Annotated in this window: 24 protein-coding genes and 1 other RNA gene; 19 read left to right on the top strand and 6 right to left on the bottom strand. The window is 45.1% G+C overall.

Annotated elements, in window-relative coordinates; translation table 11 throughout:
* The first annotated feature begins 57 nt into the window (after window positions 1-57).
* The 11 genes from trmB (at window position 58) to CXM95_RS16310 (ending at window position 8,740) form a co-directional block, all read left to right on the top strand.
* Complete coding sequence (gene trmB, locus CXM95_RS16360; RefSeq protein WP_101699433.1) at window positions 58-714, top strand: tRNA (guanosine(46)-N7)-methyltransferase TrmB; 657 nt, start codon at window positions 58-60, stop codon at window positions 712-714.
* An 88-nt stretch (window positions 715-802) separates the two neighbouring features.
* Window positions 803-1,765, top strand: a complete 963-nt coding sequence (gene comGA, locus CXM95_RS16355) for a competence type IV pilus ATPase ComGA (protein ID WP_101699432.1) — start codon at window positions 803-805, stop codon at window positions 1,763-1,765.
* On the top strand, window positions 1,719-2,747 hold the full coding sequence (gene comGB, locus CXM95_RS16350) for a competence type IV pilus assembly protein ComGB (protein WP_016612983.1): 1,029 nt from the start codon (window positions 1,719-1,721) through the stop codon (window positions 2,745-2,747). The genes comGA and comGB overlap by 47 nt, the downstream gene beginning before the upstream one ends.
* Entirely contained in the window at window positions 2,744-3,049 is a 306-nt protein-coding gene (gene comGC, locus CXM95_RS16345) for a competence type IV pilus major pilin ComGC (RefSeq protein ID WP_005233413.1), read from the top strand. The genes comGB and comGC overlap by 4 nt, the downstream gene beginning before the upstream one ends.
* The gene (gene comGD, locus CXM95_RS16340) at window positions 3,033-3,497 is read left to right on the top strand and encodes a competence type IV pilus minor pilin ComGD (RefSeq protein ID WP_005233414.1); all 465 of its coding nucleotides are present in this window, start codon (window positions 3,033-3,035) and stop codon (window positions 3,495-3,497) included. Before comGC ends, comGD begins: the two co-directional genes overlap by 17 nt.
* Entirely contained in the window at window positions 3,478-3,792 is a 315-nt protein-coding gene (locus tag CXM95_RS16335) for a hypothetical protein (protein ID WP_005233415.1), read from the top strand. The genes comGD and CXM95_RS16335 overlap by 20 nt, the downstream gene beginning before the upstream one ends.
* Window positions 3,782-4,207 (top strand): competence type IV pilus minor pilin ComGF, encoded by a 426-nt coding sequence (gene comGF, locus CXM95_RS16330; RefSeq protein ID WP_005233416.1) that lies wholly within the window; start codon window positions 3,782-3,784, stop codon window positions 4,205-4,207. The genes CXM95_RS16335 and comGF overlap by 11 nt, the downstream gene beginning before the upstream one ends.
* Window positions 4,170-4,541, top strand: a complete 372-nt coding sequence (gene comGG / locus CXM95_RS16325) for a competence type IV pilus minor pilin ComGG (protein WP_008382038.1) — start codon at window positions 4,170-4,172, stop codon at window positions 4,539-4,541. The genes comGF and comGG overlap by 38 nt, the downstream gene beginning before the upstream one ends.
* A 167-nt stretch (window positions 4,542-4,708) precedes the next feature.
* On the top strand, window positions 4,709-5,713 hold the full coding sequence (locus CXM95_RS16320; protein WP_005233418.1) for a class I SAM-dependent methyltransferase: 1,005 nt from the start codon (window positions 4,709-4,711) through the stop codon (window positions 5,711-5,713).
* A gap of 24 nt (window positions 5,714-5,737) precedes the next feature.
* A complete protein-coding gene (locus tag CXM95_RS16315; RefSeq protein WP_005233419.1) occupies window positions 5,738-6,922 on the top strand; it encodes an acetate/propionate family kinase in 1,185 nt (394 codons plus the stop codon).
* Between the two features lie 357 nt (window positions 6,923-7,279).
* Window positions 7,280-8,740, top strand: a complete 1,461-nt coding sequence (locus CXM95_RS16310; RefSeq protein ID WP_005227746.1) for a peptide MFS transporter — start codon at window positions 7,280-7,282, stop codon at window positions 8,738-8,740.
* Window positions 8,741-8,836: 96 nt separating this feature from the next.
* Here the strand turns inward: CXM95_RS16310 and abc-f are convergent, their stop codons facing one another.
* The gene (abc-f, locus tag CXM95_RS16305; RefSeq protein ID WP_101699431.1) at window positions 8,837-10,420 is read right to left on the bottom strand and encodes a ribosomal protection-like ABC-F family protein; all 1,584 of its coding nucleotides are present in this window, start codon (window positions 10,418-10,420) and stop codon (window positions 8,837-8,839) included.
* Between the two features lie 313 nt (window positions 10,421-10,733).
* Complete coding sequence (locus tag CXM95_RS16300; RefSeq protein WP_008382045.1) at window positions 10,734-12,734, bottom strand: KUP/HAK/KT family potassium transporter; 2,001 nt, start codon at window positions 12,732-12,734, stop codon at window positions 10,734-10,736.
* 270 nt (window positions 12,735-13,004) lie between these two features.
* Here CXM95_RS16300 and CXM95_RS16295 point away from each other — a divergent pair, with 270 nt between their 5' ends.
* Both CXM95_RS16295 and CXM95_RS16290 read left to right on the top strand, forming a co-directional pair.
* Window positions 13,005-13,760 (top strand): ABC transporter ATP-binding protein, encoded by a 756-nt coding sequence (locus CXM95_RS16295; RefSeq protein WP_008382046.1) that lies wholly within the window; start codon window positions 13,005-13,007, stop codon window positions 13,758-13,760.
* Entirely contained in the window at window positions 13,761-15,341 is a 1,581-nt protein-coding gene (locus CXM95_RS16290) for an ABC transporter (RefSeq protein ID WP_086298415.1), read from the top strand. It begins immediately after the preceding gene.
* A 284-nt stretch (window positions 15,342-15,625) separates the two neighbouring features.
* Here the strand turns inward: CXM95_RS16290 and CXM95_RS16285 are convergent, their stop codons facing one another.
* From CXM95_RS16285 to CXM95_RS16270, 4 genes are all read right to left on the bottom strand, one after another.
* Window positions 15,626-16,105, bottom strand: a complete 480-nt coding sequence (locus tag CXM95_RS16285; RefSeq protein WP_101699430.1) for a universal stress protein — start codon at window positions 16,103-16,105, stop codon at window positions 15,626-15,628.
* A gap of 64 nt (window positions 16,106-16,169) precedes the next feature.
* Window positions 16,170-16,460, bottom strand: coding sequence for a hypothetical protein (locus CXM95_RS16280; protein ID WP_005233435.1), 291 nt, complete (start codon window positions 16,458-16,460; stop codon window positions 16,170-16,172).
* Between the two features lie 168 nt (window positions 16,461-16,628).
* Window positions 16,629-16,823: non-coding RNA, 6S RNA (gene ssrS, locus CXM95_RS16275), on the bottom strand.
* An 85-nt stretch (window positions 16,824-16,908) separates the two neighbouring features.
* A complete protein-coding gene (locus CXM95_RS16270; RefSeq protein ID WP_008382049.1) occupies window positions 16,909-18,186 on the bottom strand; it encodes a replication-associated recombination protein A in 1,278 nt (425 codons plus the stop codon).
* A gap of 216 nt (window positions 18,187-18,402) precedes the next feature.
* On the opposite strand from CXM95_RS16270, the gene CXM95_RS16265 reads away from it, so the two are divergent.
* The 6 genes from CXM95_RS16265 to CXM95_RS16240 all read left to right on the top strand — a co-directional run bounded on the left by CXM95_RS16265 (window position 18,403) and on the right by CXM95_RS16240 (window position 24,309).
* Window positions 18,403-19,101: a DNA-3-methyladenine glycosylase gene (locus CXM95_RS16265; protein ID WP_101699429.1), complete on the top strand. Its 699-nt coding sequence runs from the start codon at window positions 18,403-18,405 to the stop codon at window positions 19,099-19,101.
* The gene (locus CXM95_RS16260; RefSeq protein ID WP_034872159.1) at window positions 19,037-19,525 is read left to right on the top strand and encodes a DUF3013 family protein; all 489 of its coding nucleotides are present in this window, start codon (window positions 19,037-19,039) and stop codon (window positions 19,523-19,525) included. The genes CXM95_RS16265 and CXM95_RS16260 overlap by 65 nt, the downstream gene beginning before the upstream one ends.
* 11 nt (window positions 19,526-19,536) lie before the next feature.
* Window positions 19,537-20,484 carry a 50S ribosomal protein L11 methyltransferase gene (gene prmA / locus CXM95_RS16255; RefSeq protein ID WP_005233456.1) on the top strand — a complete coding sequence of 316 codons (948 nt, stop codon included), beginning with the start codon at window positions 19,537-19,539 and terminating at the stop codon, window positions 20,482-20,484.
* A 1-nt stretch (window position 20,485) separates the two neighbouring features.
* Window positions 20,486-21,241, top strand: coding sequence for a 16S rRNA (uracil(1498)-N(3))-methyltransferase (locus CXM95_RS16250; RefSeq protein ID WP_008382053.1), 756 nt, complete (start codon window positions 20,486-20,488; stop codon window positions 21,239-21,241).
* Window positions 21,242-21,245: 4 nt separating this feature from the next.
* Window positions 21,246-21,911 carry a deoxyribose-phosphate aldolase gene (locus CXM95_RS16245; protein WP_016621954.1) on the top strand — a complete coding sequence of 222 codons (666 nt, stop codon included), beginning with the start codon at window positions 21,246-21,248 and terminating at the stop codon, window positions 21,909-21,911.
* A gap of 187 nt (window positions 21,912-22,098) precedes the next feature.
* Window positions 22,099-24,309, top strand: coding sequence for a RelA/SpoT family protein (locus CXM95_RS16240; protein ID WP_005233463.1), 2,211 nt, complete (start codon window positions 22,099-22,101; stop codon window positions 24,307-24,309).
* Window position 24,310 lies beyond the last annotated feature (1 nt).

Below are 24,310 nucleotides of genomic sequence, written 5' to 3'. Positions count from 1 at the left end.
AGAGAAGATGGAGCGAGGCAATTTGGTTCCATCTTGTTTTTTCGGAAAGGAAGAAACATGAGAGTAAGAAAACGTGCAGGTGCAAAAGAGCTGATTGACGCTCATCCAGAATACGTTGTGGCAGAGCCTACTGAATGGAAAGGGCGTTGGCATGAACGCTTTGGCAATGATCACCCGCTGCATATCGAAATTGGAATGGGAAAAGGCCAATTTATTACGGAAATGGCGAAAGCTCATCCCGAGATCAATTATATTGGTGTGGAAATGCAGATTAGTGTCGTTTCGATCGCATTAGATAAAATGATCGAGCAGGAGATCCCGAACTTGCAACTGCTGCATGTCGATGGTTCCGCATTGACCAACTATTTTGCAGACAATGAAGTAGACCAGATCTATTTGAATTTTTCTGATCCATGGCCTAAGAAGAAGCATGAGAAGCGCCGTTTGACTTCCAAAGCCTTTTTAGCAGTCGACGAGCAGATTTTACGTCCCAACGGCGAGATCCATTTCAAAACGGATAACCAAGGATTGTTTGAGTATTCCTTAGCGAGCTTTTCTCAATACGACATGATTATCAAACAAGTTTGGTTGGACTTGCATAACAGTTCCTTTGAGAACAATATCATGACGGAATATGAAGAAAAATTCTCAAGCCGCGGGCAGCGGATCTATCGGGTGGAAGCCCAATTTGTGGCAAAAGAACCACAGAAATAAACGAATGATGAAAGATGAAGCAAATTTGCTTCATCTTTTTTTTCTATTCTCAAAGCGTTTGCGTATTTCTTTTTAGGAGGGATAAGTCGTGGATATTCAAGCATTCTCAGACGAGTTGATTCATTATGGGAGACAAGAACACATGCAGGATCTGACCATTTTGCCTAGCGGTACACAGATGGAGGTGATTTTCAGTAAAAGCTATCTCAGAAAGACCTATCAAGTACTGACCAACGAAGAAGCTCAGCAGCTGATCACCCGCTTCAAATTTTTAGGAGGAATGGAGGTGGGAGAACGGCGCAAAGCTCAGTTAGGCGCAGTCAGCTATCTGTTAGGCGATCAGCTACAGCGGTTGCGCGTCTCAACGGTGGGTGATTATCAAGGGCGTGAAAGTCTCGTGATGCGGTTTCTTTATCCTTTGAACAAGGAGCATCTGCGCTATTTTTTTGCAGAAGACGTCCAGCAGATCCAACAGACAACCAAACAAAGAGGCCTATATTTATTTTCTGGTCCCACTGGCTCAGGAAAATCGACCCTCATGTATCAATTAGCACGGGCAACCAAGGGACAAGTCATTACCATCGAAGATCCTGTGGAGATTGAAGAGCCGCATTTTTTGCAGCTACAGACCAATTTGAAAATCGGACAAGACTATGATGAATTGATTCGCTTGTCTTTACGGCATCGTCCGGACCTGCTTTTGATTGGTGAGATCCGTAACAAAGAGACGGCGCAAGCCGCTGTACGAGCCGCTCTGACAGGTCATCGAGTATTTGCCACGATCCATGCACGAGGTGTAGCAGAAACCAAGACACGGCTGCTGGAATTGCTAGGGGCAGACGATCTTCTGGCGCACGCGTTGCAAGGGATCATTTATCAGCGATTGTTGCCGAATGAAGTCAACGAACCCCATGGATTGCTGGCGTATCACTTTTATGAGGGGCAAGTGGAAAAACAGTGGCAGCACGTATTAAAACGAGTGAAAGAAAGTGGGTGGATCACCGATGAAGTTTATGAAAAAGAAGCCCCAGCTACCACGCCGTGCAACTGAAGCCCTCTTGGTCACCTTCACGGTGTTATTGGAGAGTGGCTTTTCCCTACAAGAAAGCCTCCAAGTGTTGCTGCGCAGTCGCCAGTTTTCTGAACCTGTGATCGAACAGCTGATTGCCCATCTTGCCCAAGGGCAAAGCTTGGCAGCAGCAGTAGCGCCGTTGTCTTTATCGGCTACCGAAAAAAATCAGCTTTATTTAGCAGAAAGTCATGGGAATCTCACGACGACCTTGCGGCGGATGGTCGACTACCACAAATTGGTCAACAAGCAAAAACAGCTGCTGTACAAAGTAGCGGCCTATCCGCTTTTGCTACTGGTCTTTTTAGTGGCGGCTCTCTTTGGCATGCATCGCTTTTTAATGCCTCAATTGTTAGCCTCTGGCATGATCGACGAAGGTCATTGGGGCATTCGCGCCATCACTTGGGCACCAGCAGTACTTATCCTCTTCTTGTTGGTAAGTGTGCTGCTTTTTGTGATCAGCCGCTGGGTATTTGCCCGCCGCACTGCCTTGCAAAAAGCTGTATTCTTCAGCCACCTGCCATTGTTCGGAGCATTGTACACGAGTTATCACACGAGTTTTTTCGCATTGGAATGGGGCAAGTTGTTTCAGCAAGGGTTAGATATCCAACAGATCATTGAGTGTATGGAGCACACCAATAAAGCTACCTTGATCCAAGAATTAGCGCGAGAGTTGCGAGTGACCTTGACACTTGGCGGAGAACTCCCAGAAAAACTTCGTCATTTCTCGTTTCTCACACCAGAATTTTCTTTGATCGTCTTTCAAGGAGAAGTACGGGGAAAGTTAGGAGAAGAGCTTTTTTTATACAGTCAATTATTGATGGATCGCTTGTTTCAACGAATCGAAAAAGCTATTCACTGGGTTCAGCCTCTGATTTTTTTGTTGGTTGCTTTAATGATCGTTGGGATCTATGCCGCTATGTTTTTACCAATCTATGGAAATATCCAAGGAGTGATCGAATGATAGAAAAGAAAGTCGCATCTTCTCGCAAGCAGGGGATTTGGCGTGTCAAAAAAGGCTTTACATTGGTTGAAATGTTGGTTGTTTTATTAGTGATCAGTATTTTGGTTTTGTTGTTTGTCCCAAATCTTGCCAAGCAAAGAGGAATCATTGATGAGAAAGGAAATGCGGCCATCGTGAAAGTGGTGGAAACCCAGATCGAACTCTTTCGTCTGAATGAAAATCGGGAGCCCTCGAGAGAAGAATTGATCGCTGAAGGGTATGTATCTGAGGAGCAATATGCGATTTATGAGCAAGGGGACTAAGGGCTGTCGACGTTGCTCTTTTGCTGGTTTTACTTTAATAGAAAGCCTTTTGGTCCTCATGGTCAGTAGTATGTTTCTCTTTTTTCCCGTCGTGGCCATCGAGTACTATCAACGATCTGCTGAAGTCTTAGGCTTTTGTGCACGCTTAGAAAAAGGCCTCTATACCATACAGCAATCGGCCATCATCGATAACACACAAACCCGAGCCGTTTATCAAGCAGCGCCAACGCCAACTGTTTCATTTTATGGCGCTGCAACTGAGCCGGTCACCAAGATCGAAGTCCCTCCTCAACTAGCGATGCAGGCGTTTCCCGATATTCTTTTTAGTAGTCAGTCCGGCAACAATAGCAGTCTGCGAAGGATCGTTTTCTATTGGCAGGAGAAAAAGCAAACCATCAGCTATAAGTTTTTATTTGGGAGCGGACGCTATGAAAAAATCGTTGAATAGCGGGTTCATCTTAGCAGAAAGCCTGATTGGCTTTGGGGTGTTGGCAACCTGTGTGTTATTGTTTTTAGCGATGCAGACCGCTTCACTGACGCAAAGTGCGGCATTGCAGGAAAAAGCCCAAATGCTGCGGGTGCTGTATGAAGAAGTCCAGAACCACTCCTTTGATGCGTCAACCATTACCTACACGACGCAGCGTCAGACGGTCTATCAAGTTCGCTTTTGGCAAGCAGCGCAGCATCAACAGGCACGCATCCAAAGTGGCGAACAGCTCTGGGAGATTGTGTATGAAGAGTAAAGGCTTTACTTTGTTGGAGTGTCTGTTGTCTTTATGGGTATTGGCGATCTGCTTATTGATGATCAGCGGGATCGTCAAGCACCTCGCACCGGTCAATCAGCAGATCATGGCTCGCAAAGATCAAGAATGGCATGTTTTTTTGTTTCAGTTGGAACGGGAATTAAGTACCTGTGTCTATCTATCAGTCAGCGAGAACACGCTATATTTGCGAAGCAGTCAAAACAATTCGGTAACGATCGATCGCATCAACCGCGTGTTGCGGAAACGGGACAACAATGGCTATCAACCGTTGTTGACAGAAGTGGCAGATGTGTCTTTTGAGAAAATTGGCGCAGCGATCCGCTTTACCGTTTCCTTTGAGAATGGAGACCAGAAAATTGGACAATGGAAAATACACTCACAAGAGGCGGCATAAAGGCGGTATTTTACTCACAGCATTGTTGTTTGTGCAGCTGTTGAGCTTGATGTTATTGCTGGTGTTAGAAAACAGCCGCACAACAGCCCTTTTTTATACAAAAACCATTGAAACCTATGAAGCCCGTATTATGAGTGAACTTTTCCATGCGGAATTCTTGCAAAACGAGTTGGAAGATCGAGGGACACGGTTTTATAATGTAGGAAAGTTGACTTATGAACGGCAAGGACAGAGCTTACAGATCGAATGCTATGTCAAAAGTCGGCGATTTACTTTTACCTTTTTGTTGCCTGAAGAGCAGCCTGAAATAGACACAGATGACCAAGAAGAATAGTACAGGAAAAGGATGGTTGTTTCGACCATCCTTTTTCATACAGAAATAGAAAAAGAATGTTTACAGCTTCACAAATTATTCTAAACGAAAGCGATTGATTATTTTGGATGAATCGGCTAAAATTAAACAGGTATATATGTTGTTATAGTTTTGAAAAGAGGTGCAAGATGTCCGCAGAAAAAATGGAAACGTCTTTTCATTTGACCGTTGAAGCGATCCAACTGCTTCAAAACGCATTGGAAACGTCTTTTTTTGATGCTTACGTAGAGACGATCGAAAATTTTGTTGATCAATACCAAGTTCGCGTGATCGATGGGGTACCAGATGAAGCAACTGCTGCTCGTTTAGAAACCATCTATCAAGAAATTCGAGCAATGGAACTATCGGCAGAAGAAAAACGCAAGCTTGCGCAGTTGGTTTTGTTGAAAGGCAGCCAAACGGAGCGCCTGCAGGCCAATCACCAACTGACACCAGATAGTCTTGGGTTTTTATTCGTCTATTTGATCGAGCAGTTGAGTAGTGCCGATCAACCAGTGAAACTTCTTGATTTATCGGTAGGCATGGGGAATCTCTTATTGACAGTCTTGCTGAATCTGCAATTAGCCAAGCGTCCAGTAGAAGGAACCGGTGTGGATATTGACGAAACCTTGTTGGCGATCGCAGCTGCAACTGGCGAATGGACCAAAGCGCCCTTGCATTTGTTCCATCAAGATGGCTTGCAAGAGCTTTTGATCGAACCGATGGATCTGGCGATCAGCGATCTACCGGTGGGCTATTACCCACAAGATGACAAAGCCCGCAGCTTTATTACGGCGGCTCCAGAAGGACACAGTTACGCCCATCATTTGTTGATGGAACAAGCGATGAACTATGTCAAAGCTGGCGGTTACGGTTTGTTCTTACTACCAAGCAATTTCTTGGAAACGGAACAGAGTGAATTTTTGAAAAAATGGCTGAAAGAAAAGGTTTATTTGCAAGGAATGATTCAGCTTCCTGAAGAACTCTTTAAAAATGAACATTCACGTAAAAGTATATTGCTTTTACAAAACCACGGAGGGACAAGCAAACAAGCAGAAGAAGTCTTGCTGGTCAAGCTAGCCTCACTGAAAGAACCAAAGAACATCACAAAACTTTTTGAACAATTTGCGGCTTGGAAAGCAGCAAATCTGTAATATAATTCGGATAAGGAGATCATCATGTCAAAAACAATCGCAATCAATGCTGGAAGTTCAAGTTTAAAATGGCAATTATATCAAATGCCAGAGGAAACAGTTGTCGCTAAAGGAATCGTTGAACGAATCGGTTTGAAAGATTCTATCTTTACCATCAAATATGGGGAAGATCAAAAATTCGAACAAATCATCGATATCAACGATCACGAAGTAGCTGTAAAAATGTTATTGGATCAACTGATCGAATTAAACATTTTAGGTGCTTATGATGAAATCACTGGCGTCGGTCACCGCGTCGTTCACGGCGGAGAAGATTTCCCTGATTCAGTTGTGATCACAGACGAAGTGATGGAACGCATCCAAGCATTGGCTGAATTTGCGCCATTACACAACCCAGCAAACTTGATGGGGATCACTGCTTTCAAAAAAATCTTGCCTGAAATCATCAGTGTCGCTGTTTTTGATACTTCTTTCCATGCAACGATGCCAAAACACAATTACCTATACAGCTTGCCATTAGAGTACTATAACGAGTTTAAAGTACGTAAATACGGCTTCCACGGTACAAGCCACCGTTATGTTTCTGAGCGTGCGGCAGAAATGTTAGGCAAACCAATCGAAGAATTAAAAATCATCACTTGCCATCTAGGGAACGGTGCGTCGATCACTGCAGTTGACGGCGGAAAATCAGTAGATACATCAATGGGCTTCACGCCGTTAGCTGGTGTAACGATGGGAACACGTTCTGGTGACATCGATCCTGCTGTTTTGCCTTACTTAATGGAAAAATTAGATTTGAACATCGATGAAATGGTGGATGTTTTAAACAAAAAATCTGGTTTATTAGGCTTAACTGGTATTTCCAGCGACATGCGCGATCTAGAAGCAAACTACGACAAAGAAGAAGTCAAAGTTGCTTATGACGTCTTTACTGACCGCATCCGTAAATACATCGGTGGCTATGTAACGACCATGAACGGTGTCGATGCGATCGTCTTTACTGCTGGTATCGGTGAAAATGATGCCCACGTCCGCAGCGAAGTTATCAAAGGCATGACTTGGTTTGGTTGCGAATTAGATGCCGATCAAAATGCAAAACGCGGCGAAGAATTAGTGATCTCAACTGAAGAGTCAAAAGTCAAAGTACTTTTGATCCCAACAGATGAAGAATTAATGATCGCTCGTGATGTGGAACGTTTACGCGGCTAAGCGAAAACATTTCTTAGAATAGAAGCTGAAACACATGCAAGAGAAATGCTTGCATGTGTTTTTTTGTAGGAAAGTCCGCAAAACGGGACTAGAGAGAAAAATTGGTGAAGACCATTTTCTAATTTTTTAAACAGAAAATTTAATAATTATACATATGAAAATTGGCTCATACTGCACCTAGGTGGATGGCTTCTCATTTTGCTTTCATTTGAATTTAAATTTCCTTCCTTTTTTACAAGATGTTCTCAGGGAAATACCCTTGTAAAAGTTGCCAAATGGGAATAAACTGGCATTTGTGAATTTTCAGAAAAATTCCGCTATTTTATTTTCATTAATTTTTATAAGGGGCCATTACATATGGAAAAAGAAAAAACATTCTTAGGTCAGCCGCGAGGGCTGTCGACGTTATTCTTCACGGAAATGTGGGAACGATTCAGTTATTATGGTATGCGGGCGATTTTGGTGTACTTCATGTACGATGCAGTTGCCAACGGCGGCTTAGGGTTGCCAAAAGGAACGGCTGTGGCGATCATGTCGATTTACGGTTCCTTAGTGTATATGTCAAGTATTGTTGGCGGTTGGATCTCGGACCGTCTTTTAGGATCAAATAAATCCGTCTTTTATGGTGGAATCTTGATCATGTTAGGACACATCGTCTTGGCAACACCTTTAGGGATTCCAGCGTTGTTTGTGTCCATGATGCTGATCGTCATCGGAACCGGACTCTTGAAATCCAACGTGTCGGGTATGGTGGGGCATTTGTACAGCAAAGACGATATCCGTCGGGATGCTGGTTTCTCAATTTTCTACATGGGGATCAATATCGGTGGCTTGTTAGCACCGATCATCGTCGGGATCTTAGGACAAGAGGTCAACTACCACTTAGGCTTTTCGATTGCTGCTATCGGGATGTTTATCGGTTTGGTGCAGTATTATGTGCAAGGAAAAACCACGTTGAAAAGTGTAGCGATCGCGCCAACGAATCCCTTATCGGCAGCCGAAAAGAAAACCTTCTTCCGAGCAGTCGTTCTAGTTCTTCTCGCATTGGCAGTGTTATTTGGCGCAGCTGCTGCAACAGGCCATCTGACGGTTGATTTCTTCATCAACTTCATCAGTGTTTTAGGTATTTTCTTGCCGATCTACTACTTTACCAAAATGCTGCGTTCGAAAGATGTCACACCAGATGAAAAGAAAAAAGTGTTGGCCTACATTCCGCTGTTCTTGTCAGCGATCGTCTTTTGGTCCTTAGAAGAACAAGGCTCATCGATCTTGGCATTGTTTGCTGCTGACCGTACGCAATCAACGTTATTCGGCATCAATATTCCAGCAAGTTTGTATCAAACCTTAAATCCACTTTTTGTCGTCTTACTGACACCTGTCTTTGTCTGGTTGTGGACCAAACTAGGCTCTCGTCAGCCACGGACAGAAGTGAAGTTTGCCATCGGTTTAGTCTTAGCCGGTTTGTCCTTTCTATTGCTAATGCTGCCAAGCCTCTTGTTTGGAGTAGAAGAACGGGTCAGCCCATTATGGTTGGTATTGAGCTTCTTCATCATGATTGCAGGGGAAATGTGTCTTTCACCGGTGGGCTTGTCGGTGACGACCAAACTAGCGCCGAAAGCTTTCGAAGCACAAACCTTGGCGATTTGGTTGTTAGCAGACGCTTCTTCACAAGCCATCAATGCGCAAATCGCTCGGTTCTATACACCACAAACAGAAGGGATGTACTATGGCATCGTCGGCGGAGTAGCCGTTGTTGTCGGCATCATCTTGTATTTAGCTAGAAAACCGATCCGCAACTTGATCGGCAACATTCATTGATCAAAAAATAAAAACTTGATTTTCCGCCTATGCATGGATTGAACAACCCATGCTTACTGTAGGAAAATCAAGTTTTTTTTGTTGCGAATCAATGTCTTAGTCAATCAATGGGCTTAGTGGCTGGCGTGTGATCTGCTGCTGTGCAATGACCAGGGCTTCTTGGAAGTGCTGCTGCAAAAAGTAGCGGTCATGGCTGACTGCCAGCAGGGTCCCTTGATAATCTTGCAGCATTTCTTCAATTTCTTCTCGGGCATAGCTGTCGAGGTGATTGGTTGGTTCATCCAAAATCAGGACGTTGATTTTTTCTAAAAAGAGTTTCAGTAACGCCAAACGGATTTTTTCACCACCAGATAAATCTTTGATTCGTTTGGCCACATCACTTTGATAAAACCCACTTTTGGCCAATTGCCGACGAGCAGCCTCTTCGTTTCCTGTCAACGTCTGTACGTAGGCCAACAAGCGGCTCTCAGTATCGGCAAACTGTAGCTGTTGGGGCAAATAGCCGATTTGTAAGCTGCTGCCGCGCTTGATAGTGCCGCCGCTAGGAAGCTCCTCACCGAGAAGTAATGTGAGTAAGGTTGATTTTCCGGTACCATTGTCGCCGATGATGGCTAGATGCTCCCCACGGTAGATTGCAAAACTGCTGTCTTTGAATAGGAGCTGATCGGCATATTGCTGGTGCAAGTCGCGAACGATGAACACCTCTTTACCTGATTTTCCGCCATTTGCCAAGCCTTGCAGCCGATTTTTCGGGGGCGCTGGCGGTTTGACCAGTGTAAGTTTCGCTAGGCGGCGTTCCAATTCTTTGGCTTTTTTGAAGAAGGATTCATTGTCTCCTTCATGGCCCCACTGACGAAATCGACGAATCATGACTTTCAGTCGCTGGACTTCTTTTTGCTGCAGTTCGTAATTTTTGGTCAGCTCCGCCAAGCGAGCTTCTTTCAAGACACGAAATCGGCTATAGTTCCCAGGATACTCAATCAGGGCGCCTTCTTCCAGTTCCCAGGTCTTGGTGGTGACTTGATCGAGAAAGTGTCGATCGTGAGAAACGACTAGAACCGCTTTTTTCGTATTCTGTAAATAATTTTCCAACCAGCGGATACTTGAAAGATCCAAGTGATTGGTTGGTTCATCCAGTAACAGCAAGTCAGCATCGGTGACTAACACTTTGGCTAAAGCGACTTTGACCCGTTCACCCCCGCTAAGGTCTGTTAACCGTGCGTCCTGCCGATGGGGAATTCCTAACCCTTGTAAGATCGCGGAAATTCGGTCTTCTAATCCATAACCGCCCAGCTCTTCAAAGCGCTGCTGCAGCTCGCCATAACGGATCAGACACTTCTCTAAATCAGTATCGGGTTCTGCCATCAAGGCTTCGTAATGGCTCATTTGCTGTTTGAGTTCTTGAATGTTAGCTGCAGAATGGAGCAGGTAGTGGGTAACGGTTGCTTCAGAAACTGTCAGCTCTTGCTCGACCGTCCCGATCCTCAAGCCTTTTTGGCGGCTGATAACGCCGCTATCGACACCTTCACTGCCAGTCAAGATTTGTAAAAAGGTTGATTTGCCCGTTCCGTTGATGCCGACTAGGGCAATTTTTTCCCCAGCTTCGATTTGGCAGGATAACTCCTCAAATAACGGATTCCCGCCGATGGTTTTTTTAATAGCAATTGCTTGTATGATCATGATCTCTCTCCTTGAGACCACTCAAAAAGGCCATGGATATCCATGGCCAGTGTTATTTAAACTCAGATTTTTTTGAGAAAAATACCTTGAGATGGCCATTGATTTTACGTAAATTTAACTGTTTTGGACAGACTCGTCCCGTCAACAGCAACTGTAAAACCAATTGCATGGCTAAATGCGATATGGTATCGTTGGTAATTTTCATTACTTGTTATTTTAGTCATGCGCATCATGGTCGTTTTCCCTCCTTTGTGTCTTTGTCTTTTCAGTGTACCTGAAAGTATCAGAAAGTTCAACCAGTACTGGCGGTTTCTTAGCGTTCCTCGATGCGTAATTCTGTCAGAGAGCTTTCTTTCATCTGACCGATGACCAAAGGAACGGTCTCATGAACCACATCGCTGTATTCTAAGCCGAACCAGCGTTCAGGTGAAATAGTATGGCGTTTGATAAAAAGCTTCGTCTGCATGACTTGCTTCTGCCATTTGCTTAATGCAGTTGCATTCGACAGCTCTTCTTCGATCATCACGAATTGGAAATCACCCACATTGCGTCCAGGCGTTAAGGAATAGCGTTGCGGCTGCAGCGGCAAGCGACCATCTTTCATCAATTCTTGAATGATTTGGCGAATGTAGAGATTGACTTCTTGCGGCACCCGAAAGCCGAGATAAAGCTTTAGTTTAACGATAAAATCGGTATCTGCCATCGAAACTTCATATTTTTTCGTATAAGGTTCATCGGTGACTTCCACATTGACGAACCAATACACTTTGGCACGCTTCGGCCGTTTGTCTAAAATGGAATAGATGAACTGCTGACCGATCTGATCGTCTTGCAGTTTAGGAACCATGAAGACGACGTTCGTCTGAGATAATGGCAAAGAATCATCTTCCCGCAACTGTTTCAATTGAGGGATGTAGGTAGAAAGTGCAACTTCTTCGGCAGCATTTTCTTGAATACGATTGCCCCATTCCCAAATCAGCATCACACCGATGATCACGCTGGCTAATAAGATGGCAACGTAACCGCCATGGAAAAATTTCGTCGCACTAGAGATAAAGAAAATGCCTTCGATCGCTGCAAAAAAGAGCGTGATGAACGGTGCCAAGAAACGGGTCTTCTTGTTTTGGTGCAAGTAGAAATACAGCAAAATAGTGGTCATCAACATCGTTACCGTAATGGCCAATCCATAAGCGGCTTCCATCCGAGTAGAGGTCTGGAAGAATAAGACCACGCCGGAACAGGCGATCCACAGCAAGGTGTTCAAGGCAGGAATATACATTTGCCCGATAGACGCCCCCGGATAGATGATTTGCATCCGCGGCAATAGTTTCAACTTGATGGCTTCAGAAACCAAGGTAAAGGAGCCAGACAGCAGAGCTTGCGAAGCAATGATGGCAGCGAGTGTGGCGAAGCTGACACCAAAGACTGTCCACCCTTGCGGCAATGCTTGGAAAAATGGGTTCAAGTTTTCGATTTCTTGATAAGTCGGGTTTTGATAGACTTGCAGCAGCCACGCCGCTTGACCAAAGTAATTCAGCATCAAGCAGATTTTGATATAGGGCCAGCTGGCATAAATGTTTTTTTTGCCCACATGACCTAAGTCCGAGTAGAGGGCTTCCGCACCAGTAGTCGCCAAAAAGATATTGCCGAGAATAAAGAGACCAGCGCTGTTATCGGGACTAAAGAGCAGATTGATCGCATACCGGGGATCAAGGGCCCGAATCACCGAAAGGTCACCGGCAAAGTTCATCACACCGACGATGCCCAAGAAGGTGAACCAGCCTAGCATGATCGGTCCGAAGGCTTTGCCGACAAACTCAGTCCCAAAGCGCTGCAGGGCAAAGAGGACCAATAAGATTGCTAAGGTGATGCCGACGATGATCGATTGGTCATTGCCGAAGCGATCAAAAAAGGCTGGAATTCCCCGTAATCCTTCGATGGCAGTGGTTACGGTCACGGCAGGCGTCAATACCCCATCTGCTAGCAGGGCTGCGCCCCCGATGATCGCTGGAATAATCAAGTAGCGGCTGTTTTTACGAACTAAGGTATAAAGGGAAAAAATCCCGCCTTCTCCATGGTTATCCGCGTTTAATGCGATCAAGACGTACTTGATCGTCGTTAACAAGGTCAGCGTCCAAAAGACGAGCGAGACGCTGCCTAAGATAAAGTCGGGCGTTAAGGTGCGTAGTCCGCCATTGTCCTCCACCAGGGCTTTCATTACGTAAAGTGGGCTCGTACCGATATCACCGTAGACCACCCCCATGGCGACTAAAAGTCCGCCGGCGGTCACTTTTTTCATTTTACTTGAACTCATTGACTGTTTTCCCTCCATTTTAAACTGCAAAAAGACCTAAGCGGCCCCTTGCCACTTAGGTCTTGCAAGAAACATCTTAAACCAGCGGATTCCCGCTTGCTGTTGATCTAAGATCATGGAACGATCCATGTGCTACTCCCCTAAAGTGCTCTTATTATCTTTGTTTTTGCAGCTCCTGTCAATTGATTTGATAAAAATGGCAATAAACATTTTTCTTTTACTACGTTTCAGCGTAAGATAACAATAGGTATGGAATAAGGAGGCAGGAAAATGATTGAGATCAAGAATCTGACGAAACAATATGGACCAAAAAAAGCATTGTCTGATCTTTCCCTGACGATTCGTCAAGGGGAGATCTTTGGCTTTCTGGGACACAACGGGGCAGGGAAGTCGACAACGATCAAAAGCTTAGTTAGTATTTTACAACCGACGAGTGGGGAAATCTTTTTTGACGGTCAATCCCTCGTGGAACATCGGGAAGCGATAAAAAAACAAATTGCCTATGTGCCGGACACGCCAGATTTGTTTTTACAGCTAACGGCAGGGGAGTATTGGGACTTGATTGCCGCAGCGTATGAGGTGCCAGCAGCGGAAAAGGCCGAGCGTTTGCAAAAATTAGGGCGCTTGTTTGATATGCTGTCTCATGAAGAAGAGACCATCGCTAGCTTTTCCCATGGAATGCGGCAAAAAACGCTGCTGATTGGGGCATTGATCCCCGATCCGGACATTTGGATCTTGGACGAACCATTGCAAGGCTTAGATCCCCAAGCAGCGTATGATTTAAAAGAAATGATGAAACAGCATGCTGCCAAGGGCAAGACCGTGATTTTTTCTACCCACGTCTTAGACACCGCCCAGCAGTTGTGTGATCAATTAGCGATTTTGAAAAAAGGTGAGCTGCTGTACAATGGCTCAGTGGCAGATTTGCTGGCACAGCATCCGTCGCTTTCTTTGGAAACGATCTATCTGCAAATGACTGGGAGAAGTCAAGAAGAAGCGATTCTTGCAGAAGCGGAGGAAGCGTAGATGCGAAAACAACAATTTCTGACGCTGACCTCCGTTAATTTGCGGTATGCCAATCCCCAACTAACAGACAAAGCCCGCAAAAAAGGCAAGGCTGGTTCGACCTTGACCAGTTATCTGTTGTTTCAATATGCGCTTTCTGGGGTAGTGTTTCTCCTAATCTATGGCTTGACGATGATCACATTGGATTTTAGTCAGATGCCGGGCTTTTTTACCTATTATGTCGCTTTGTTCGGAATCTTAGGCTTTTCCCAAGGGATTTCGTCCATTTACAATGTCTTCTTCGAAAGTCAAGATCTGCCAGCGTATTTGCCGCTGCCCTTTCGACAGAGTGAAATTTTTCTGGCAAAGATCGTGGTGGTATTTCTTACCGTTGCGCCGTTTATTTTTCCTTTGTTGGTCTTATTTCTCCTGACAGGGATTCGGGCAAACGTCTTTTTCTTGCTGACGATCTTATGGGCGTTCTTGCTGTTCGGCTTGTTTTTAGTCTTGATCTTCAGCATTTGCAGCTTGATCGTCTTCAGCCTGACCCGCACCAAGTTTTTCTTGAAGCATAAAAAATTGGTCACTAGTTTATTGCTAGGCGTGACGATGCTGGTTGTTGTGATCGGGGTCTTAATGATGAATCAGGTGAATACTTATGAGACAGACGTGGTAGACCGGGGAGCGATCAGCTTTTTATTGCCTTTTTATTATGTGATGGTGGCACCGTTTCAAACGACCGGTTTGCTTAGCTTGCTAGGGATCATCGCCACAGCAGGCGTGCTGCTTTTTGCCCTCTATCGATTGATCTTGCCGAAGTTTTATGAGCAAGTGGCAGCCGCGGCGCCTAACCAAGGGAGTGTTCGTCGGAAACATAAGCCCAATCAAGGCTTGGGCCAGCTGTTGTTTAATTACAATTCGCAGTTGATCCGTGATCCGAATTTGATCATGCAAGTCTTTTCTTCTTCGTTGCTGATGCCCATCATTTTCTTAGTGTCTTTTGTGTTTACAGGAGCGATTCAGTTAAGTGAATTGGATGAGCGGTTTATCGGTGTTGTTTTCGTGGCGGGGATCGCCTTGGCGGCACTGATGGTCAACCCGACTTCTTTTATCAGTAATTTGATTTCATTGGATCAGGAGAATTTCTTGTTTGTCCGCTCCTTGCCGCTATCGATGAAGCGCTACTTGCGGGAAAAATTCCGCTTTGGCGTCGTTTTGCAGCTGAGCTTAACGGCAGTCATCGTGCTGGCAGCAGTGCTTTTATTCAAAATGCCGCTGATTTTGGCTATCTCTTTCCTAGTAGGAGCACTTTGGAGCAGTTTTCTTTTGTGCTTGAAATATTTTGCTCGGGATTATCGATTGCTGCTTTTGGATTGGACCAATATCAGTCAATTGTTTACGAGAGGGGCGGGGAGTCTTGGGTTAGCCATTGGAACAGTCGCAACGCTATTTCTTTCCGTCATTGTTATCATCCTTTATGGCTTTGCTGCGACTTCGGTTGATTTTTGGTTATTGAATGGTCCGGTTTTCTTTGTGATCCTCTTGACCAGCGTCCTTTGGATAGCCCATTATCACCATAGATTTTGGCGTCGTTTTTCCTAAGGGAAGCGACGCTTTGCTTTTTTTATTTAAGGATGGGTAAATTAACTATTTATTCAGAAAATTCAGAAAAACTATTTACAATCAAAAGGAAACATGGTTAGATAGGAGTACCTATTACTTTGCTTTCATTTTTTGCTGTACAAGTTTGGATAACCGACTTGTCAAGGAGCTGTGACCAAAGGCAAAAAGACCAATGAGACCTAAGTGCTCGTTAACTCTTTTGCTTTTGTCACGGTTTTTTTTGCACAAAAAAACCTGCCAAGCAGCGGCAGGTCGTCTCACTATTAAGCTTTCGTCTGGTCTTTTGCTGGGACTTTGTTTTCTAGGTCTGTCCGCACAACTAACACATCACAGCCAGCATGGCGAATGACATACTCAGACACGGAACCGATAAAGATTCGTTCCACGGCATTTAAACCAGTGGCACCGATCATAATCAAATCGATGTTGTGATCTTCGGGCAATTGTTTGGCAATGATTGGTTTTGGCGAGCCGTATTCAATCACTGTTTTGACTGCAGTTACTTGGTGTTTGCGGGCATAATCCTCATAGTCTTTCAAAGTTTGTTTGGCCATTTCGGTTGCTTGCTCAGCAAGCATGCCGTCAAAAGAAGAAACGGTTTGAAAGGCCCGAGTGTCGATCACATGTGCTAAAACTAATTCAGAATCATTCCGCTGTGCCACATTCACGGCTTTTTTGAAGGCTAATTCTGACTCGCTAGACCCATCGACGGCTACCATGATTCGTTGATATTGTTGTAACATAAGAAACACTCCCATCTGTTATCTTCTACTTTTATTGTAATGCTTTTTTCTGGAAAAAGAAAACCTAATCTTCCTTTTTTTTCATTTTTTGTGCCAGCAAGATGCTGAATGAAGCGGAAGAGAGCAGCAACAACGCCAAATAAAACAAGGCAATCAGCTCTCTATCGACAAAGCCCACAACCAATGCCACTACGCCTAAAAGGAAATGAATGAGGCTATAGGTTTTTAAGAAGACTTTATTCGCCTCAGTAGTAGGGATCAAAGTGAAAAAAATCGCTTGTTTGGCATAAAGCAAATAACTGGTGCCGAATAATACGAGTGCCACGATCGTAAATAATAGAAGAATCATAAACATACGCCATCCTATTCTAAGTTGATAGATTTAGTATAGCGAACCCTAGAAAGAATAGCAAAAGCCACCCTTACTTTGATATCAGATGGAGGACGTTGCACGGTTTCTAACGGCTAGAAAACGCAAAAAAGCCATCTGTTAAAAACAGATGGCACATTCTAAAAAGAATGGGTAATATCCGTTGATGCCGTTCTTTTTCCCATAGTATTGATCCCGCAAATTCTAGCAGGTGGGTTCCACGGTCTAAGCTTCGAACTACCAAAGGAAAAGGCATGTTACCAGCATTGACACAAGACGGATCCCAAGATATCAATAAAAATGTTCGGTCAACACACAAAAGGGACAACTCGTACATCACAGAATTCCCACCCTTATAGTAGCATAGGAATGACGAAGGTGCAATAAAGTTGTTTGAAAACGATGCCAAAAAGTCACTATTTTTTCTAAGCACCTAGTTTTTTTTCTTTCGTTGCTGCAATTGTTGGTACCGTTGGCCCAACGCTTGCTCATATTTACCGGTGGCTTTCGGTTGATAATAGTGGGTACCTTTTAGCTTATCAGGTAAATATTGCTGATCGACCCATGCATCATCAAAATTATGTGGGTATTGATAGCCAACTCCTCGATTCAAACTTTCGGCGCCTTTGTAATGACTGTCTCGTAAATGATCCGGGACATCTCCAGCTTTACCGCTACGAATATCTGCGATCGCTGCATCCAATGCCATGTAGGCCGAGTTGGATTTTGGTGACAAACATAGATCGACCACCGTATCGGCCAAAGGGATCCGAGCTTCCGGCAAGCCCAAACGTTCAGCGGCTAACACAGCATTGACGGTTCGAGCAGCGGCTGCTGGGTTAGCTAAACCGATGTCTTCATAACCGATGACCATCAAGCGCCGACAAATGATCGCCAAATCGCCTGCCTCTACTAAACGACCTAAGTAATGCAGCGCACCATCCACATCGCTGCCGCGAATCGATTTTTGAAAAGCAGAGATCACATCATAGTGCGCATCCCCATCTTTATCATGGGTCAATGCTTTGCGCTGTACGCACTCTTCGATGATCGCTAAGGTCAAATGAATAATGCCGTCTGGTCCTTTTGGTGTGGAACGGGCAGCGAGTTCTAAGCCATTGAGGGCGCTTCGTAAATCACCGTTGGTCGCTCGCGAGAGATGCAAGCGGGCATCATCGGTCAATACGATGGTTTCTGATCCAAGTCCGCGAGTTTCATCTGCTAAAGCTTGATCAATGGCGGTCAAAATATCTTCTTCTTGGAGCGGTTTGACTTCAAAAATCTGTGTCCGACTGCGAATCGCTGGATTGATCGTAATGTAGGGATTTTCCGTCGTGGCACCGATCATAATAATCTTGCCGCTTTCTAAATGGGGCAGTAAAAAGTCTTGTTTTGTCTTGTCTAGTCGATGGACTTCATCAAGCAATAAAATGACAGTACCGCTCATTTTGGCTTCCTCTGCCACGATTTGCAGGTCTTTTTTTGTATCTGTGGCGGCGTTCAGCATGCGAAACGCATAGCGTGTCGAGCCGGCAATCGCACTGGCAATGCTGGTTTTTCCGGTTCCCGGCGGTCCGTATAGGATCATCGAAGAAAGCATTTTGGCTTCGACCATTCGGCGAATGATTTTCCCCGGGCCAACCAAATGCTGCTGTCCGACGACTTCATCTAAGTTCCGTGGCCGCATTCGATAAGCAAGTGGCTGCTGCATAAAACGATCCTCTCCTTTTCCTGTAAGTATAACATAAGAACGTACATTCTCATAAACAAGCTGATTTGCGTCCTTACGAAAACAAAAGGGCGCGTATTTTCCACTCAGTCAGCAAAAAACAGGTTCGTTGAAAAGAAATCGTTGAGATCACCGCAACTCTGTAGTCAAAGATAGTAAGTTGACCGAGAATTGTGTAGAATAAAGAGGGTGATGAGAATGGATGAATTAATGGCACTATTTGCGACACAGCCGACAACGACCATCGCACGTGCCTTATTAGGAATGTATTTGGAACATGAGATCCCAGAAGGAACATTAGGTGGGTATATCGTGGATTGTGAAGCGTATCTAGGTCCCGATGATCTGGCGGCTCATAGTGTGGGCATGCGAAACACACCAAGGGTTCGGGCGATGTATCAGGAACCCGGCACGATTTATTTATATACGATGCATACGCATCGAATTGTCAACTTTATTACGCAACCAAAAGGCATCCCACAAGGAATCATGATTCGCGGGCTAGAACCGGTGGATGGGATTGACTTGATGGAACAACAGCGACAAAAAACGGGACCGGATGTAGCCAATGGCCCCGGGAAAATAGTACAGGCACTACAGATTCCAGCTGAGCTTTACGGCGAATCGATTTTTACGAGTCCGCTGCATTTGGTTCCTGAGCGCCGACGTACCCCAAAAGAAATTTTGGCATTGCCTCGAATTGGTATCCCGAACAAAGGGGAGTGGACTCAGATGCCGCTTCGATTTGCGGTAGCTGGTAATCCTTATTTAACAAATATACGAAAAGCCGCTGTTCAGCAAGATCATGGCTGGCTAGAAAGAAGGAATAGTGATGGCGAAAGAAACGATATTGACTTACTTAGATCAGCGATTAACGAAAAAAATCTCCGATTATGATGTGGCGATCGATTGGGATGCCAAAAATCATACCATCGAATTGGTGTTGCGCTTGTTTGCCGAAAATCCTCAACAAGTCCAAATCGACGATGCGCAAGGTGTGGCATCAGAGGAAGCGATCATTGAATTTGAAGATGGGATTTTGTTGTATGATCCACAAAAATCAACGTTTGATGAAGAAGATTATTTAGCGACGATTCCTTATGCAGGAAAAAAAGGGATCCAAAAAGCGTTGTTAGACGGATTGGTTGATTACATTCAAGAAATTTTAGAAGAAGGCCAAAGCGATCTGCTTGATTTCTTGAACGATGACAGTGAAGAAGCGATCTTTGAATTGCGATTCAACGAAGAAGCATTTGTGGAGAAAATGACGAACTATCAAGCCGGGGCTGGGGAAACCATGATCCCGTACCCTAGTTACTAAGGAGAACGAACATGAAATGGAATGAAGTAACCGTAGCGACAGCTAGCGAAGCAGTGGAAGCAGTCGCCAATATTTTAATGGAACACGGAGCAAGTGGGGTAGCGATCGAGGACGTTTTAGATGTCGAAAATTTTAAAAGCGATGCGTATGGCGAAATTTTGGATAAAGAAACCTATACGACCTTAGAAGAAGGTGCGCAAGTCAGTGCCTATTTCCCAGAGACGATTTTTTTGCCAGAAGTGCTGCCGACGATCAAAGCAGCCATCGACCGTCTGCCGGAGTATGGTTTGGCAATCGGCAAAAACACCATCACAACGAGCGAGGTCGTGGAAGAAGCATGGGCAACGGCCTGGAAAAAATATTACCATCCAGTCCGTATCTCCCGCTATCTGACGATCGTGCCGAGCTGGGAAAACTATCAACCGCTGCAAGAAGATGAAAAGATCATCACCCTTGATCCGGGAATGGCCTTTGGGACCGGCACGCATCCTACGACACGCTTGACATTACAAGCCCTAGAAGTCTACTTGCGGGGCGGTGAAACCGTCTTAGATGTCGGGACGGGCTCAGGGGTGTTAAGTATCGCCAGCAAATATTTAGGTGCCAAAGACGTGTTTGCTTATGATCTAGATGAAGTCGCTGTGAGGTCCGCCCAAGAAAATATGGCGATGAACCCCATTGCTCACGATGTGACCGTGCAAGCCAATGACCTTTTGCAAGGGGTGACGGTCCCTGCTGATCTTATCGTTGCCAATATTTTAGCGGATATCATTTTATTGATGATCCCTGATGCATGGCGTTTATTGAAGCAAGAGGGCACCTTGATCGTTTCTGGGATCATTGAGACGAAAAAACAATTAGTGATCGATGCCATGATCGCACAAGGCTTTGAGATCGATCAATTGTTCAATCAAAAAGACTGGTATGCGATCGCCTTTAAAAAACCAGAGGTAGAGTAAGATGCAGCGATATTTTTTACAGGAGCCTTATGAAGCAAAAGCGGTGTTTGCCGTTTCGGGAGAACCCTTCCACCATATGATCCGAGTGATGCGCATGACTCCCGGCACGAAAGTCGGTTTAGTTTTTGAGGATCATTTGGCGATCATCGCCAAGATCAAAGAGGCCGATGAAGAAACGGTTTACTTAGAGGAAGTCGAAAAAGAACAGCAGGACAAGGAATTGCCGCTGCAGGTCACGATCGCTAGCGGCTACCCGAAAGGCGACAAGCTGGACTTGATCGTTCAAAAAGGCACGGAACTTGGGGCGGCAGCATTTATCGGTTTTCCTGCGCAAACTTCGGTCGTGAAATGGGATCAAAAGAAGTTACAGAAAAAGCAGCAGCGGCTGCAAAAAATCGCCCAAGAAGCGGCGGAGCAATCCCAACGGCAGATCGCACCAGCCATCACACTACTGGATAACGCCAAAGCATTTTGGCAAAGCCTCAGTCAGTACGATGCGGTCCTAGTGGCTTATGAAGAATCAGCCAAGCAAGGAGAAGTAGCGATGCTGCTGCAAGTGATCACCGAATTGCCCGTTGGTAGCAAAGTTTTAGCGATCTTTGGCCCAGAAGGCGGTCTGACCCCCTCCGAAATCGAAGGAGCCCAGGAAAACAACGCTAAATTATGCGGGTTAGGCCCTCGGATTTTACGAACAGAAACAGCACCGTTTTATTTTTTAAGTGCTGTCAGTGTGCTAACGGAATTAAAGAGGATGTGAGTTGATGAATAAGAACCAAGAAGCAATCAGTGTCCGTTTGTTGACGGCCGATATGACCGACTGGGTCTTGAAGGATTTTATCAATCAATATAAAACGGCTTTAAAGGAAGTCGTCGTTTTGCCTAGTGCCATTCGGCGGGCGAAAATCTTGGCACAAGGCTCTTCCTTACAAATCGGCGCAGTGATCGATTACCCCCTTGCCCAAGGAACACTGGCAAAGGTAGCGTTTGAAATCGGTCGGGCGTTTATGGAAGGTGCCGATTTTTTGGAAGTCTGGCTACCGGCTTCTTCCTTCATGGAAAATGATCGTGGCTTTGCGGAATTGACCGAAACGATTCGCTCCTTGACCTTGACAGGAGGGGAGATCCGCTTAGCTGTGCAAACCGAGATCATGAATGAATTGACGAAGATCCAAGTGGCACAACGCTTGAAAGAAGAAGCATGGCCAAAGATCGTGTTAGGACAAAAACAACCACTAGCAGAAGCATTGCACGACGTGAGCTTGTTTTCCTTAGATGGTGGCAGTCAACTGTCGATCCAGATCAATCCTGACACAATAGATGAACAAGCTATGCAATCACTACAGGCTGCCGGCGCCGAGAAAATCGGGCTCTCGTATCATGTTTTTGAAGAATTGCTTAAGGACAAGCCGGCACCCGATGTGCTTTGAACAACAGCGATTGAAAAATAGCTGAAAAATTTGTATAATAATACTACTAAATAAGAACTGCAGGTTAGACAGGAGTCCCATGCTTAGAACGTTTGTCCGCAAGGCTTTGGGTGCGTGACGAAACGTTAACAGCGACTTCTGTCTGCCTTTTTGATAGCACAAAAAAGAAAAGCAGGAGGCGGAATGAATGGCAAAAGAAGTTATATTGACCGGGCCCAATGTCATCAAATTGGTCGCTCATTATATGAGTGAAGAACATGTTGCCTTTGTCCAAAAAGCATTAGATTACGCGACAGAAGCCCATAAAGAACAATTCCGTAAATCCGGCGAGCCTTACATTATTCATCCAATCCAAGTTGCGGGGATCTTGGCAGAATTGCAGATGGACCCTCATACCGTTGCAACTGGTTTTTTGCATGATGTCGTCGAAGATACCGATGTGACGTTAGCCGATCTGAAAGAAGAATTCGGTGCCGATGTAGCGATGCTAGTGGATGGCGTGACCAAGCTGGGTAAGATCAAGTACAAATCTCATGAAGAACAATTAGCAGAAAATCATCGGAAAATGTTGATCGCCATGGCGCAAGATTTACGGGTCATCATGGTCAAACTGGCTGACCGTTTACATAATATGCGTACGTTGAAACATCTGCGGGAAGACAAACAACGCCGCATCGCCCAAGAAACGATGGAAATCTATGCCCCATTGGCTCATCGTTTAGGGATCAGCCGAATCAAATGGGAACTAGAAGATATTTCTTTGCGTTACTTGAATCCACAGCAATATTACCGAATCGTGCATTTGATGCAGACCAAACGAGAAGAACGGGAATCCTACGTTTCCGAAACCGTGGAAGAGATTCGGATCGCTACGGAGGAACTAGATATCTATGCTGAGATCTATGGTCGACCAAAGCATATTTACTCGATCTATCGCAAAATGAAAGACCAAAAGAAACAGTTCAATGAAATTTATGATTTGTTGGCGATCCGAGTGATCGTTGACTCCATCAAAGATTGTTACGCGGTTTTGGGAACGATCCATACAAAATGGAAACCAATGCCTGGGCGGTTCAAGGACTATATCGCTATGCCAAAAGCCAACATGTACCAATCGCTGCATACGACGGTCATTGGTCCCAAAGGCAATCCTGTCGAGATCCAAATTCGGACCCATGAAATGCATGAGATCGCTGAATTTGGGGTTGCTGCGCACTGGGCCTATAAAGAAGGCAAGACCGAAAAAGTCCGAGCCGACAAGATGACCCAACAAGTTGGCTGGTTCCGTGAAATCTTGGAACTGCAAGATGAAAGCTATGATGCTTCTGAATTTATGGAAGGTGTCAAAGGCGATATTTTCAGCGACAAAGTCTATGTATTTACGCCAAAAGGTGATGTGACGGAGTTGCCTCAAGGCTCCAGTCCACTGGATTTTGCCTATAGCATCCATACCGACATCGGCAACAAAACTACTGGTGCCAAGGTCAACGGCAAAATGGTCCAATTAGACTATAAGCTGAAAAATGGCGACATTATTGAGATTCTGACATCACCGAATTCCTTTGGGCCAAGCCGCGACTGGGTCAAACTAGTGGCTACCAGCAAAGCGAAGAACAAAATCAAACGATTTTTTAAAGCCCAAGATCGTGATGAGAATATCATCAAAGGACATGAGGCAGTGGTTCGTACCTTACAAGATATGGGCTTTGTGCCAAAAGAATTCTTGACGAAAAGCAAAATGGCGGAAGCTTGCGAACGATTCAATTATCAAACAGAAGATGACCTGTTTGCCTCTGTCGGCTATGGGGAAGTCAGTCCCACGACCTTAGCCAACCGTTTGACCGAAGAAGAACGGCGCGAGAAACAAATCGAGAAGCAAAAGCAGCAAGTCCAAGAGATGATCAATCAACCGGCGAAAAAAGAACCAGAAAAAATGAAGGTTCGTCACGAAGGCGGCATTGTCATTGAAGGGGTCGATAACTTGTTGATCCGCATCTCCCGCTGCTGCAATCCGGTTCCTGGGGATTCGATCGTCGGCTATATTACTAAAGGGCGGGGAATCTCGATCCACCGCAGCGATTGCCCCAATGTTCAAAACAAAGAGGCAGCGAACCGTTTGATCGATGTTGAGTGGGAAGATGCCACCGACATCAACAAAGAATACGATGCCGATCTTGAGATCTACGGCTATGATCGGTCTGGGTTGCTCAACGATGTCTTGCAGACGGTCAATAGCGTCACGAAACGCTTAGTGAGTGTCGAAGCCAAAACCAATAAAGACAAAATGGCAACGATCCGTATCACGGTGGCGATTCAGAATTTGACTCATTTGAAATCGATCGTTGATAAAATCAAGCAGATTCCAGATGTTTACAGCGTCAGACGTACGAAGGGGTGAG

The sequence above is a fragment of the Enterococcus sp. CR-Ec1 genome (assembly GCF_002850555.1).
In the GTDB taxonomy this organism is placed as follows: domain Bacteria; phylum Bacillota; class Bacilli; order Lactobacillales; family Enterococcaceae; genus Enterococcus_D; species Enterococcus_D entomosocium.
Note: the sequence above shows the minus strand (reverse complement) of the source record. Positions and strands in the feature narration are given on the sequence as shown.